The following is a 15,443-nucleotide window of genomic DNA, read 5'->3' on the forward strand; positions in this document are numbered from 1 at the left end:
TGTAATTTCCAATAATCCCCTTCATTCCAGCACTTCCAATCATGCAAAAGACCGCCAAGCAAGCTTGGCGGTCTGGGAGTGAATCAGTTAATAAATTGCAGTGATTGCAGCATACGCTTCAGGATTGTGGCTGCTTGAGCCCGCGTCGCAAGCTCATTCGCAGCGAAAATGTTCTCTGATACGCCTTGAATGAGACCCGTCGCCAGCGCCTGCGAAACGGCTGCTCTCGACCAGTCACCGATTTCCGAGCGATCGGCGAACCCATTTAATAACGTGTTGTCGCCTTTGACTTCCTTGCCGCCCACTTTCATCGCCCGCATCAACATCGCTACCATCTGCTCACGGGTGATATTCGCATTCGGCTTAAAGCTGCCGTCTTCATAACCATCGATTAATCCGGCTTTCTTCGCTGTGCCTACGGCTCCGGCGAACCAGTCGCTCGCTTGCACATCGCTGAATCCACTTGCCTTCGTTTCAACCAGTCCAAGGGAGCGAACCAGCATCGCTGCAAATTCAGCCCTTGTAACCTGGCTGTCCGGTGCAAAGCCGGCAGCTGTCTTACCGACCACGATCCGTTTGTTCGCCAAGAGTTCGACATCAGTCTTCGCCCAATGTCCTTGCAAATCGGTAAACGATTGACCGGATTGGATGACGGTATACGTGCTGTTGTGCGGCGAACGAATCGTAATTTCGGAAATCCCGTTGTTCGTTGTAATGAGTGACGGCACAAAGTGGATCTGGTTGTTCCCATCGACCCAAACCGCCGTTACTTTGCTCGGATCAACGGTCATTGTCCCCAAACGTATCGTACGGCCGATATATGTGCCACCGAAATCTGTCATTTCTGCCCCGTTGACCGAAACCGTAAAGGCGATCGGGTTCGAAATGACTTGTTTAGCGTTCAAGCGATCCACCGCTGCGCCAACGTCATCTCCCGTTTTGCCGGATACTTTCGAAATCGTGATGCTTACGGTTGAATCTTTGGGGATATTCGTAAACAAGCTGGCTGGCAATTCGTAGTTTACGCCATTCGCTTGAATCTGAATAACCGAGCTGCTTCGATTACCAATCGCATTCCGGATAGCATTGCCCGGCAGCCCCACGTTCACAGTGGCATCATCGCCCTTCACATCGATTTTCACGATCGGATTAGCCAGGGCGTTTTCCAGTTTATCCGCATCGACGACGACATGGGTTACCGTTGCTCCATCAGTTTTTGTTTCTTTCGTTACTTTCGCGTCTTTCTCCAGATCGATGTTGCCGTTATGGCTGGTTGAACCCGAAGCAGGCGGTGTTGTGCTGCCTGGGCTTGTTCCTACCGGTGCTGGACTGGAAGGGGACGATGAATCAACAAACTGCGTTTTGAAGCTGACTTTCGGTCCGTAATCACTCCGTGATCCGTCTACGTCGACAGCCTGAATAGCAAACGTGTACGGAGTGTCCGGCGTCAACCCTGTCAACGGATACGCGAGAACATTTCCTGCCGAAGCATATTCCTTATACACAGCTCCAACTACGCTATAAATCGTATAACCAGCTATACCTCTGCTTGCTTCCGCAGCGGTCCAATGCAACGTCGCCGTTCTTTCTCCCACAGTAGAAACGGTCAAACTGGATTGACTTGGCCAAACTGGCGGTTGAGCCAAACCTGATTCTGTAACCGCAACCGTTGCGTCTGCCTTTAAGGAAGTACCCGCGACCGTTCCCGATACGTGAAATATACCTGCGGTTGCATACTGGGATTCATCAATGGCGTCCCAAGTGACAGCCAGTTGTTGAGCCGAGTTATCGCTATAAACCGCGGTGACGACTGACGGCAACTCAGGCGCCGTGCCAGTCTTGGTTATGATGTTAATCGGTGCAATGCTCACTATAACAGGGACTTCTGAAGCAATCACCGTTACCGCACTCTCAATGGTAAATCTGCCAATTGTTGCGGTGATTACCGCTTGGCCTGCTCCTACGCCTGTAACTAAGCCATACTCATTCACAGTTGCAACAGCAGGATTGCTTGATTGCCAGGCTACTGCCTTATTCGTTGCATTAACCGGCAATACAGTTGCTACTAATTGCTCGGTTGCGCCTTGGTAGACGGTCAAGCTGCCCTTGTTCAGCGCTAATGATTCTACAAAAATCGGCTGCTCCACGCTATCTAGTGGTACAAGTTGAATAAAGGAGAACGTAGCGGTTCGGCCGCTGCCGGTCGCCCCCATCATCGTAAATTTGAATGCATGGTCGCCAGCGGATTGAAATGCGATCTGGCCAAGATCCTGAATCGGGTAGGACTGTGCGGTTGCATACTCGTCTACCGGATTGCCTTGGTTCGCACCGTCAATCGATAACTGCACAGTGGCACGATTATTGTTGGATTTGTAGCCAAACAGCACCTTATATGTGCCTGCCGGGATGTCACTCAACGTGAATGTCACATCATCGCCTACCGCTGTAGTCCCGTTCAGCTGTGCGTATCCCGTCACACTTGCGGGCCATTCCGCCTGGGATCCGGCGCCGTTGGCACCCGATAATGAAACGGATGAATTCTTCGTGTATGGATGATTCTGAAGCGGGAACGTCAATGGTTCCCCGCCAGGCAAAACAAATAACACAGTATACGTTTTTTGGATCGTCACATCACTGCTACTCACGACCGTAATCGTTACCGGATCCGTCTTGTAATGATCAGGATATACGATTTCTTTCACCGTGAAACCTTGCGCCGCTTCCGCTGTAATAGCCGGCAATGTGGCCATGGATGAATTCAGATTGTATGTGTAACTGGTCTCATCCGGCGAGAATCCCGGGATATCCATGCCGTCTACCTTCAGGTTGATCAGTTTCGGGCCATTGTCCGGTTGAACTTGCGCATCGACCAGTAAGGACGGCGCCGAAATCATAAACTTGCGCGAATACGGATCGGTTCCCTTTGATCTTACGGCGATTTGGGATAAATCGGTCACATTGCTCGGCAACGCATAGCTTGTTATGGCAGCCGGCACATCTGCAAGCACTGCCGTGCCATTGTAAACTGTAAACCCTTCGCTTGCAGGATTCGCATCCCAGCTTACCATTTTTGTTGAACCACTGGTTCCAACTTTAAGGTGCTGCGGAGGCGTCGGCGCATTAAACACTTGAACTTGTGTCAGGCGCGGAGGCCCTGTTAGATCTGTGCCTGTATTGCCGCCCGATGCGTTCTCTACCGTTACTTTGATGTATCTGGCATGATACGTCTTGCCAAGATCAATCGGGTAGGAGCTATCCGCTGAATCTGCGCCACCATTCGTATTGCCTGTCGCAAACGTGTAGCCGTCTTCCGTGCGTTTGTTCACTTGGGTAAAAGTCATGGCATCGAACTCAGCTGCCGAAGCATGGTCTCCCGCATCTTCAGATACATAGACGGTTGCGCCTTTTAACCGGGTGGACTGTGCAAAAAGGCGAATTTGACTGAAATCCATAGCCTGGCCGAGGTCGATGACGAAGCTGCCTTTTCTCGCGCCGTCCGTGCCCAGCCATGAATAATTGCCAATTTGGCTCAAACTGGTAACGTTGTTTACTGGCCACTTGGTCGGATCTTGCAGGACACCATTCGTCAATTTATTGGCATTGCCGTATTCATTTGCCCCGGCAGATTCCAATTGGATGGCATTGGCGCCTGTCGTAGGTCCTACGTTATACGCTTTTTTATTCAGTGCAAGGTTTACAGCGGAAACACCTGTCGCCACCTTGCTTATAGTGATGTCGGAAAGCTGAAGCTCCGCGTCATAGGCAGAGTTGTTGCCGCCATTGGAGCTGCGGTAAATGCCCCACTTTGGACGCTCATATTGATCGAAGGTAGCCGCATATTCAGACTCAAAAGTAGTGCTTTTTTGCGGTCTTCGCCATAAGTCCTTTACTCCGTCAGTTGCACCCGAGTTCGTATACACTTGATACACATCCGGGCTGTCGTAGGTGTATACTTTGCCAGTTACCGTATCCGTGATCTTAATCGTCAACCATCCAGTATCTGAGATGAGCGCATTCAGTTCCACTTTAATCCAGTGGCCGTCGATTTCCTGTAACGGAATGGTCAGCAGGTTCTTATCACCGTCGAATCGGTTATGATTGACAACAAGGTTCCTGGAGCTCGTTCCGGAAATCGACATCGCGAGAATATAAGCGCCGTTCTCATCGCTGGTGTTGCCGCCCGGCAGCGTATTCGCTGCTTGAGCATTGGTTGCCTTCAACTGGAAGATATGCCTGAAGTTGGACTGATTCCACTGATTGCCGTCCGGAATATTCCACATCCATGCATAGTTCACGAGATCTCCTTCGTAGGCGGTAAAATCATGGGTCGAGTCTTCGCTAGGGCGAATTTCAACTCTCTGTCTGTCATTGATCGCTGCGCCGTCAACCACATAGCCCAAATTCCAGTCAAAAACACCCTTGTGGCCGTACTCCCCGTCGCGAACCTTATCCGCGAATTCATTATTCACGCCTCTACCGTATTCAAACAATTTGAACACATTTTTCTGCAAAATGCTGTCCCACACGCTCTGAACATGGTCGTCCGCCGCAGTCGCCCGAGGCTGGTCGCCGTAGTATTCGTGGTAAGCGTCTCTGATCCGCTTGGTCACGCCTTCTACAGGTTCGTCGGTCCCCATGGCACCACCCAAAACATTATAAGGCGATACACCTTCGATAGCGTTCATCTTGATCGTCTTGTCGTTCGCACCATAACCCCGGGCTGTTACATCCAAGGCGTAGATGGACGGGGAACCGTTGTTGAAATTAAACATAAATTCATTTGTGCCCAGAGGCAGCTTGACTAGGTACGGAAGTGTAAATGTAACCGTGTTGCCACCTGATAGCGTGTAATCCACATTCGGGCGAAGCGTAGCAGCGCCTTTCGTTATGCTCGTGAGCGTCTGCCCATTAGCAAGGCTTATGCTCGTAGATTTAGGCGCAACCTGATCCCATGTGCTGTAGGTGTCCTTAGCAGGTATCAGCGCAGTCACGTTAGTTACCGGAGTTTTGCCGTAAATGGTCAAGCCGGATAGCCCCATCATTGAACTATTATCATCCGTTCGACTGTCTCGCGGGCCAACCAGCACCGTGTTTATCATCACATACCTGGCTGTAAATGGATATAGGAACGTCTTGTTATCGTAACCCCAGCGCTGCCCGTTGTAAGTGACATAAGACCACAAACCTTCCGTCTCCGTACCGCCGGCGAGTGACCAGCCATGTGCCTTCCAGTCGTAATTGTCCGCCGAATCCGAAGGCGTAGGCGCACTTGTCCAAGACTCAAGATCATTGGAGTAATAGACCTCAAATCTTCTCGCATTTTTTTGAATATTCGCAATGGAATTAGGGATTTCAAGATGCAGTTTATCGATCGTCTTTGGCTCGCCTAGATCAAGGGTTAAAGCCAATGAAGATGGCGAATAGTCGCTCATGTAAGTATTGGAGCTTGAATTACGCCAATAGCCGCTGCCCTCAGATCGTAAAGCGTCTACACCCGGATGATCAGAAGTTTCCGAGCTTACCTTGAGATTAACACCAGCTTGCGGTGTGAACCGAGTTGGATCCAACAGGTTAACCGAGCCTGTTGCCGTGGGAATATCCGCAGCTTCCATGACGGTTACCGTGCAAGTTTTGCTCAAGCTTCCAATGGTTACGCTGATCACGGCTGTACCAGCCTTTTTACCGGTCACAAGACCGTTTTGATCAACAGTTGCAACCGAATTATCGCTTGATGTCCAAGTTAACGTCTTATTTGGCGCTTCGTCAGGCGTGGTTTCGGCTTGAAGAACTTCGGTCTTGCCGATCGCAAGATTCAAGCTGCTCTTGTTAAGCGACAATGAGCTTACCAGAATTAGATCATCGGGAGAAGTAAACGTTATGTTATACGTCGTTTCAGCAAGAACGCCTGATGGATCGGATACCGTAATCGTGAGCGGGTCACTCCGATAGTCGATCGGATACACAATTTTCGCTTCCAAGCCTGCGGGCGCAACCGCTTCAACATTAGGCAAGGAAGAGGCATTGCTGGAAAGGACATAGGTATAATTGGTCTGACTAGGTTTAAAGTCAGCCAGGCTGGCTCCGTCTACTTTCAGGTTTTCCAGTGTGGCTCTTGATCCGGAAGGTTCACCGAAAATCTTAAATTCATTGGATTTGATGGAGCCAGCCGTATCCGATAGGGTGACATCTGATACAAGCAGTACGTATCGAGCGGCTACCGGCTCAGCCAAGGTGATATTAGCCTTTTCGTTATTCGAGAGCGAGGTCGCTTTCCCTGCGCCGGGAATTAGACGCCAGGAAGCGCCATTTGCCGTCTCCAACGGTTTCCTTGTTGCACTTGAAGTCTCGTTGACAGTCCCTCCTCCAATAAGTTCGTTATATGCGGCCGCATTATTGGTTGCATACACTTGGTAATTCTTCAAGTAGCTGCTGTTGCTTGTCCATTCGATTTGAATTTTACTAATATCGATCTGTTTCTCCAGTTGAACAGCCGCCCAATATTGATAACCGGATTGATTGGCAGGTGTTTTGGTCAAAGAGCTGTTTGCCTGCCAAGCGGTGGAGGAATTATCATCGATAAATAAGCCTCTGCTGCCCCCGCTCTCAGATACAACTTTGATTTCAGCGCCTGGGGTTGCCGCCCAGTTCTTATAATCCGAAAGGCTAACCGTAATGTAAGGCTTAATCGCCTGGGTATTTGTGAAATCCGCGCCGTTAAAAGCGCCTTCGATCTTATAGGTGCCCGTACTGTCCGGATTATAGCCCGCCGAGCTCCATGTTACGTTCACCTTTTCTGTTTTTCCCGTGCTCATGGTTACATCAAGCTGGGTAGGCAAGGCTAAGTTAGTAAAAGCAGTGCCCTTGGAAGCCGTAATTGCATCCGGCCTGGCCCATGCCACAACATCCTTGGCTTGTGCCTTGGGGTTCCAGCCATCTGGGAAAATATAGCTGTTATCGTCCCTCTTGATTAAGTACACATCCGCAAGATACATGGTTGCAGCTTGGAATTCATCCGCATAATCCGCATCCCCTGCGCCATTGTACATTCCACGGTAAAGCCCCCATTTGGAACGGTTTTGCTGACCTGCTTCAGCAGGCAGATCAACTCTTTCTTTTCTGCCAGTAATCGGATTTTCCACCTGCGGGCGTCTATACGTTTCGGCTGTCATCCCGCCGTCAAAAAGCACCTCATTTGTCGCCAGATCAACAACTTTCCCATAAACATAACCCTTATCGGCGGTTAGAATCGTGACTTCGATATCGATCCATCGGTCAACGACCTTATCAAATGGAATCGTAAACAAGGGCTTGATTCTGTCGGCATAGTCGCCATCCGGATTATTTCTGAATTCCAGTTGACCCTTGCCGTCGCTTGAAACCAGGGTAAGCGTGGTCACCGGCTGCCCATTTGCGTTGCCAGCAGCATCTTTTAATTGGAAGATATGCCAGAACCGATGGGGATTAATGAAATCGCCTGCTTGATAATGAGCCGTATCCTGCTGGAACTTTAAAGTCTCCGACGGGAGCATCAGTCTCCAGTGATGGGTCATAATTTCGCCGCCCACACTATTGGCATCACTATTGGTGGCGCTTGTGTTCGTTTTAATCTCCAGCCGCTGACGGTCGCTGTTCACTGCACCGCGATCGCCGTCATCCCGCCTTACGCCGTCCGGAGTAGTAAAAGGTAAAAACTCGTGATACCGCAAAATATCCGAGTTGAGCTTATCCGTTCCCGGAACATTGGCTATCCCGTATTCGGCGAGCGCTTGCGCATCGTTTTTGCCAATGGTCTGCAAATACATGTTGTCGCCCAGCCAGGATTCTGGAACTGTAGAAGCCGCAGGATAGTCTCCCGAACGATCATAGACAGACTCCGTCCACGACTTGCCACTGTAAGATGAAGCGCTACCCGGTCCTTCAATAGAACCTGTGCCGCTCCCATTGCCGATTTTAGATGCGCCAATCACATCCCAGGCGGATTCACCGGCCTGTATATTGAGAGGCGAATACTTGTCGTTAGGCCCTACGGTACTTGTTAATGGAGGAATCGTACGATCCACCGTAACCGTAATGGTATATTTTCGACTGTTGCTGCTGTTATTCTTGTCGGTTACTTTCAAATAGTACAACGTCGTTCCGTTTGATGAGAATTGATCCATTTTGGCATCGCCTTTGTTAATACCGCTAGCAGCAAAAGAGATCGTCGATGTTTCGTCGCTTCTGTAAAGTGTCGCAGAAGCACCAGGATTTGTAGTTACATTCAACATTTGGTATAAGGTTCCGTAGGGCAATGAAATATCAATCGTTGCAAGATCAAGATCAACAACTGCCTTTACCGGCTTGTTCACTTGGATGTCGAGAATCCCTAGGCTGTCCCCCGGCGCTGCATAAACCTTCGATGCCAAAGGGAAGGACTGGCTGACAAGCGAAAGCACAAGTGCAAATGCCAAGACTAAGCTTACTAATTTAGTTAAAGCTTTATGCCTGTTCATCTAAAGCCTCCTTAAAATGCTGCAAAATAAACTGTGAATTTCGTATTTTTTAGCTTGCGTTCACTATGTCCCCCTTTCAATGGAAGCTGCTCCAAGAATTCGCTCCATCTCATCATTTGTATGCGTTTGCAAACAGGGAATGCCTCTATCATATGACGATTGCTCTGTCGTGCCTATGAAGAAATTTACGATGCTATGTTGTTTTTTAAGATGAAAATACTAAGCATTGCTCCTGTAATCCGAAGGCGAATATCCTGTATATTTTCTAAAACATTGACTAAAATACTGGGGATTGCTGTAACCTACCTTATCTGCAATTTCATATGACTTCAAATCGCTCATACGAAGCAATTCGATGGCTGCTGTCATGCGAACTTTTAATAGATAATCGCTAAAGGTTATATTTCTTTCTTTTTTAAAAAGAATGCTGAGATAGGTCGGGCTTACATGTACTACACGTGCGACATCTTGAAGCGACAATCCTTCGGTTGCGAAATGCTGCTCCATAAATTCCATCGCTTTCATCACAATACTCTTGGTTTGGATCTCGCGTTGTCGGTTAGCCAGGTTCAGGAAACGAACCGTCAACTGCCGGATGGAATCAAAAATATCCTGGATCGTTGGAAAGCGCTCCAACTCATGGTAGTAGGCATTTAACGTGTCACGATTTTCCGTCAAATTCTCCTGCTTTTCAATGAATTCTTCCATCTCCTTAAATAATAGAAGACTAATTTGAATAGCAATCAAACGGACCTGGGCCAAGGAAACGAACTTATACTCGATGACCCTTTTTTTTATTTGTTCCAACATATCCTGCGCCTCTTTATCCAATCCCAGCTTTACCTTCAATACGAGCTCTTTCTCCAGTCCTCCCAAAATAATTTCTTCAGGATTTGTCGGCGCCAGCCCTGTGTCTCCAAACGTGAGTACGCGGTTCGTTCCGATGATGTGTCTAAATTCCAAAGCTGCTTTAGCCTCTCGATAAGAGCGACAAATGTGTTGAGGGTGAGCATATATAAACCCGATACCTACGGTTACAGTCGTTTTTAAATAGGTAAGCACATTGACCCGGATTGTCTCTGCGATGTGGATGGCTCTTTCCTCCATTTGTTCCTGGGACTCGTTATCATAATAAATGATTACGATTTCGTTATCTTCCGAGTCGAAGACCAATCCTCCGTAGTTAGCCCGCATCGTTTCTTCAGCTACATTGAGAATACAGTATTTCAGCATCTCTTTGCCAAAGCGGTTCTGGTATTCCGGATAGCTGTAATCATCTGCCGTTATTAATATGACCGAATAGTTCGCGGTTGGCGGCAACTTCAAATTCAAGTATTCGCAGTGAGATCGGATCTCGGACTCCGGCAAACTCTTTTTAATTATTTTTTCTAAAAAGCGTTGACGCAGCAATGGCATGCCTTCGATGACCTTTTGTTTCATTTCCAGCTCATACTGAAGCTCAAGCTGGGCTCTCTTGACCGTATCCAATAACTGCTTGCCATCAACTGGCTTGAGCAAATAATCGAAAACCTTCAACTTCAATGCCCGATGCGCAAGTTCAAATTCATCAAAGCTGGTCAACATTATGATTTTGATTTCCGGGTATTGCTGTTTTACGGCTTCCGTAAGTTGGAAACCATCCATAAATGGCATTCGAATATCTGTTACAACAACATCAGGATGTACCTCATCTATCAGTTTCAAGCCTTCTTCTCCGTCGCCCGCTGACCCAGCTAGGGTAAATCCGTTCTGCTCCCACGGAATTGTACGAGTCAGCCCTCTTCGAATAATCATATCGTCATCAATAATGACCACTTTACTCATTACGACGCCTCCTTTTTGCATTATTCATAGCTTGGTATGACCACAGAGACTACAATTCCTCCGCCTTGCCTGTTGTGATAATGCAGTCCGAACTCTTTCCCATAGTTCAGTTGCAGCCGTTTGTTCACATTTTGGATACCAAACCCTGCTACACCGCTTCCCGGCTCCCCGCTCCTTAAAGCAGCATTCATCGCCTCTACGTCTTCCACCGACATACCACTTCCATTGTCTTCTACCCATAACGTGACCTCATGATTGTTGAGTCGACCAACAATGCGGATCAAACCTTGCCCCCGTTTTTGCTTGATCCCGTGATAAATGGCGTTTTCAACAAGCGGCTGCAGGGTAAGCTTCACGATATTGCACACGAGCACATCCGGATCAATGTCAATTTCATAGATAAAATCATCTCGGTATCTCATCTGCTGAATGCACAAATAGTGCTTGATATGCTCCATCTCTTGAGAAATTGGAATGATTTCACTGCCTTTATTGATACTGATCCGGTAAAAATTAGACAAGGCCGCTACCATTTCCCCAGCATCCTTAGATTCTTCCATTTCACAAAGCTGCTTAATAGAGTACAGCGTGTTGTAAAGAAAATGCGGCTTAATTTGCGATTGCAGCACAGCCAGTTCCGCTGACCGCTTCTTCTCCTGAACCTCTTCGACTTCATTGATCAAATGCTGTATTCGTCGCATCATCTCCTGGATGCCTCTGCTTAGAACGCCAATCTCATTGGACGGAAACTTATTGATGCCAAACACCAGATTGCCTTCTTCGATCCGATTCACTCTTTGGGTAAGCTTGGTCAACGGCTTCGTGATCATATGCGCGACAACATTTGAAAGCGCTATCGCAACAATAATGACCAACAGCATAACGCTTACGATCACAAGACCGATCGAGTTCACTTTGTTAAACAGCTCGTTCTGAGGCACAATGGCAGCAATTTTCCACTTGTTCAGGCTTAAGGTGTCATAAACAACCAGCAACGGTTGTCCTGCATTGCTTTTCATGCTAAATTCCCCGGAAGGCGACTCCCTTGCAAGAAGCTCGTCTTGCAGGTCAGCTTCATCAAGATCGTATTTCGCTGCAACGTTTTTAAAGCTCATCACACCGTCATTGCTGACGATGCACAAATACCCGTTTGTACTAATTTTCGCATTATTTAATAGATCACTGAAGAAGCGCCCCTTGATATTCATCATAAAAATGCCGTTTGTCTGCGATTTGTTTTTGCCAAACATTCGGTAAACACTCACAACCTGCTGTGTATCCAGTTCAACTTCATCATGTATGTTAAGCCATTTTATTACGGAGAGACGATCATCTTCCAATTTGCTGCTATACGCATCTAAAGAAATATTCACGGACGAACCGGAAGAATTGCGCTTATAGAGGGAAACTCGCCCTTCATCATAATAAAAAAGGACGGAATCCAGCATCGCGTACCGTTCAAAGTAAGCATCCAACGCTTTATTAAGAAAAATGTAATCTTCGGGCTCCAAACTTGCCGATGAACCATCAGGCCGGTTCATAATGGATACCCACTGGGAGCTATTCTCCAATCCGATGAGTTCTGCAATGAAGGCAGTCAACTTGTCGCTGAGCAAGCTTTTTGTCTGCGCAATCGTGTCATTTAAATTCATAAACGCATTGTCTTTCAATTGCTGGGAAGCCAGAATAAAAGAAATCGTGCCTGTAACCAGTACAAACACTGTGATAATGGGAATGAACAGCCATAAAATCGTAGACTTCAAAGAGCGGAATACTGGCAAAATGCTCGCCTCCCATAAACAGGCACATGTAGGGAGAGCAGCCGCTCTCCCCACATGCATCATCTCGTATTAGTTACTTTTTCATAGCTGCGTCGTAGTCTTTTTTAGCTTTCTCCATGGATGTCGCCCAGCCGTTAATAAAATCATCAACACTCATTTTGCCAGTCAACAGTTTTTGGAAGTCGGGCTCCAACTGCTGTGTCGTAATTTTCGTGTAATCCGGCAGCTCGAAAGGCAGCTTCAGGGATACGGTATCTTTGTCCGCCAGCACTTCGGCCCCTTGCTGAATGTGCTGCGTATTTTTCACATAATCGCTTTTCAAAGCATCGGTATTCGTCGGCATTTGGCCAATATTCTGGTTCCAGTAGGTTTGGCTATCCGCGCTCATCAAGAAACTCAGGAATTTCCATGCTTCTTGCGGGTGCTTGGAATTTTTAAATTGAACTAGGCCATTGGCTACAGGGACAACCACGCGTTTCCCGTTTGCCGCTTTCGGCGGGATGACACCAGCGAATTTGTCGGCACCCAAATTGGTGAGATGGTCGTTATAGGAACCAAAATTATGCTGAATCATGGCAGCAGTTCCCGTATCGAACGCAGCGTTCATTTCCTTGTTGCTGTTCGTCACATCGCTGACAGGCGTATTCTTTTTGTAGAGTGCCACGTATTTCGTCAAGAACTCGGTCATTTTAGGATCACGGACCGTTGCTTTGCCGTCGGCAGTGAAATACTCGCCTATGCCCGAATAGGCATACATCATCGAAGTCAGCTGGTTGATGCTTCCCGATCCCCCGCGAATACTGAAGCCGTAACGGTTGTTTTTAATATCCGTCAGTTTGTCAATGTCAGTAAAGAAGTCATCCCACGTTGTCGGTGCCTTCAAGCCTGCATCCTTCACCCAATCCGTACGATACCAGAGGATATCCAAAAACATCGTATGCGGCAGATAATACAGCTTCTTATCCGCATTCAAGCTGCGATCAAATTCCAAAATATTCGGCGCTACTTTGTCTTTGTCACTCCAATCCTTGAAGTAAGTGTCTAGCTCCTGAACGGCGCCTTTAGCCACAAAATCGGACAGCCATACCATGTTGATGCCCGCCACGTCAGGCGTGTCGTTCGCTGCAATCGCGACATCATATTTCTGTTTTGCACCGCTTGCGGGAATGCCTACGTATTCAACTTGAATGTTCGGATTTTTGGCTTGAAAACGCTTGATCATCTCTTCATAAAAAGGGGTCCGGTTCGGCCCGGGATTCTCATCCCAAAACGTAATTTTTACCTTCTCCGCCGATGTGGACGGTTGTGCAGATGGAGCGGTCGATGATGCAGCAGGCGATGCTGTCTCTCCGGCAGTCTTGTCGCCGGTACCGCAACCCGTCAGGGTAAGCGATAGAGCGGAACCGACTACGATTAACGTTTTAAGACCCTTCTTGAACATGTTAGCAACTCCTTTGATATATTTAATATATGCTAAATCTCATTTCCATGGAAGACTGAAAAAGAGAGTTAGTTTTACCTGTAGTATTAAACCTAGCCTTTTACGGCACCTGCGCTCATGCCCTGAACCAGAAAACGTTGAACATAAGCAAAGAGGATGGCGGCTGGCAGCAACGCGATAACGCTCCCCGCAGCAAGCGCACCATATTGGATATCAAATTCGCCCTGCATGTAGCGCAAGCCAACAGGCAACGTAAACAATGTTTTTTTACTGATCATCATCAGTGCAAACAAGAACTCGTTCCAGGAACCAATGAATGTATACACCATGGTTGCCACAATGCCCGGCACCAGGATCGGGAAGATTACAAGAAAGACGGCTCTCAAGCGACTGCACCCATCAACCATGGCGGCTTCTTCAAGCTGTTCGGGAATGTTCGTAATGAACCCGCTCATTAATATGGCGTTGAATGGAAGCTGAAAGGTGCTGTTAATAATGACCAAAGCCATCAAATTACTAGTCAAATGCAATCCTCTGAAGATTTCAAACATCGGAATGAGCAGCATCGCGCCGGGAATGAATTGCGTACACAAGAGCAAGAGCATGAAAACTCCCTTACCTTTGAATCTGAAGCGGCTGATTGCATATCCGACTAATATCGAACAGACCAGCACAATCGCCACAGTGGCCACGGCAACGAACAAACTATTGAAAAAGTATTTAGAGAAGCCGACATTGTTCCAGGCGATCACAAAGTTTTTGGCCGTGATCGGCGATGGCAGATAAGTAATCGGCAGCTTCGTAATATCGCTCTCCCGCTTGAAGGCAGTAACCAGTGCCCAGAACAGAGGGAACAATGTAAACACCATCGCAAGCAGCATCGGAATATAGAGAAGGAAGCTTCGTTCTGCTAGTTTAAAAACAATTGAGGGAGATTTAAGCGTTTGTGTCGTTCTCATGCTACTCTTCCTTTCCATATCCGCTTAATTTCAGGTAGCCAATCGCAAACACCAATAAAATAATAAATCCGATGACCGTAAGTGCCGAACCATAACCGAAGTCCTGGGCAACAATCGCTTGTTTGACAATATACATCGGAAGCGTCGTTGTTAAATCAATCGGGCCGCCCGTGCCGTTCGTCATCACAAAGATGAGATCGACGTTATTAAATTCCCAAACCGCCCGCAGCAGCGTCGTTAAAATAATCGTCGTTTTCAAGTACGGCAGCGTAATATGGATGAATGATTTCCACCGGCCTGCACCGTCTACATAAGCCGATTCGTATAAATCGCTCGGAATCGTTTGCAAACCGGCTAGCAACGCGATTGTGAAGAAGGGAATTCCCCTCCATAGTTCCGCAGTTACGATGGCGCCGAAAGCTGTAGTGATTTCAGACAACCAGGCCACCTTATGATCAAGAATGCCTATCCTCATCAGCAAATCGTTGAGAGGACCCATCTGCTCATTGAAAATAATTTGCCACAGCGTCGAGGTCACAACCCCCGAAATCGCCCATGGCAGAATAGCTGCAGATCGGAAAAAGCCGCGAAATCTAAACGATTGATTGAGCATAAGCGCAATCCCCAAACCACATACAAGTTGTAAAAACACTTCGATAAACACCCATTTTGCCGTCACGGATAACGTCGAGTAGAATAACTTGTCCTTCGTGAAAATCTCGACAAAGTTGTCCAAACCGATAAAGCCGTTTTCATAAGCTTTAGCTGGATTAAACTTGTGCAAACTGAAGTAGAACACGTTGATAACCGGATAAAACAAGAACACGATCATCAGGATAATGGCTGGAGCAATCAGCATGTAAGGCAACCAGTTGATACGCTGCCTGTGCTTCTTTACGACGGTACGGTGGTTAGCAACCGTTGACTGTTGATTCATCAGTGGGAG

6 protein-coding genes are annotated in these 15,443 nt (G+C 47.6%); all 6 read right to left on the reverse strand.

The window, feature by feature from the left end; translation table 11 throughout:
• Positions 1 to 83: 83 nt before the first annotated feature.
• Complete coding sequence (locus EJQ19_RS23270) at positions 84 to 8,492, reverse strand: S-layer homology domain-containing protein (RefSeq protein WP_126143640.1); 8,409 nt, start codon at positions 8,490 to 8,492, stop codon at positions 84 to 86.
• A 219-nt stretch (positions 8,493 to 8,711) separates the two neighbouring features.
• Positions 8,712 to 10,316: a response regulator gene (locus EJQ19_RS23275; RefSeq protein WP_164716685.1), complete on the reverse strand. Its 1,605-nt coding sequence runs from the start codon at positions 10,314 to 10,316 to the stop codon at positions 8,712 to 8,714.
• 20 nt (positions 10,317 to 10,336) lie between these two features.
• The gene (locus tag EJQ19_RS23280) at positions 10,337 to 12,097 is read right to left on the reverse strand and encodes a sensor histidine kinase (protein ID WP_164716686.1); all 1,761 of its coding nucleotides are present in this window, start codon (positions 12,095 to 12,097) and stop codon (positions 10,337 to 10,339) included.
• 73 nt (positions 12,098 to 12,170) lie between these two features.
• Positions 12,171 to 13,538, reverse strand: coding sequence for an ABC transporter substrate-binding protein (locus EJQ19_RS23285; RefSeq protein WP_126143643.1), 1,368 nt, complete (start codon positions 13,536 to 13,538; stop codon positions 12,171 to 12,173).
• 92 nt (positions 13,539 to 13,630) lie between these two features.
• Entirely contained in the window at positions 13,631 to 14,497 is an 867-nt protein-coding gene (locus EJQ19_RS23290) for a carbohydrate ABC transporter permease (protein ID WP_126143644.1), read from the reverse strand.
• A gap of 1 nt (position 14,498) precedes the next feature.
• A complete protein-coding gene (locus EJQ19_RS23295) occupies positions 14,499 to 15,434 on the reverse strand; it encodes a carbohydrate ABC transporter permease (protein WP_126143645.1) in 936 nt (311 codons plus the stop codon).
• Between the last annotated feature and the right edge of the window lie 9 nt (positions 15,435 to 15,443).

The sequence above is a fragment of the Paenibacillus whitsoniae genome, from assembly GCF_003955665.1.
In the GTDB taxonomy this organism is placed as follows: Bacteria; Bacillota; Bacilli; order Paenibacillales; family NBRC-103111; genus Paenibacillus_E; species Paenibacillus_E whitsoniae.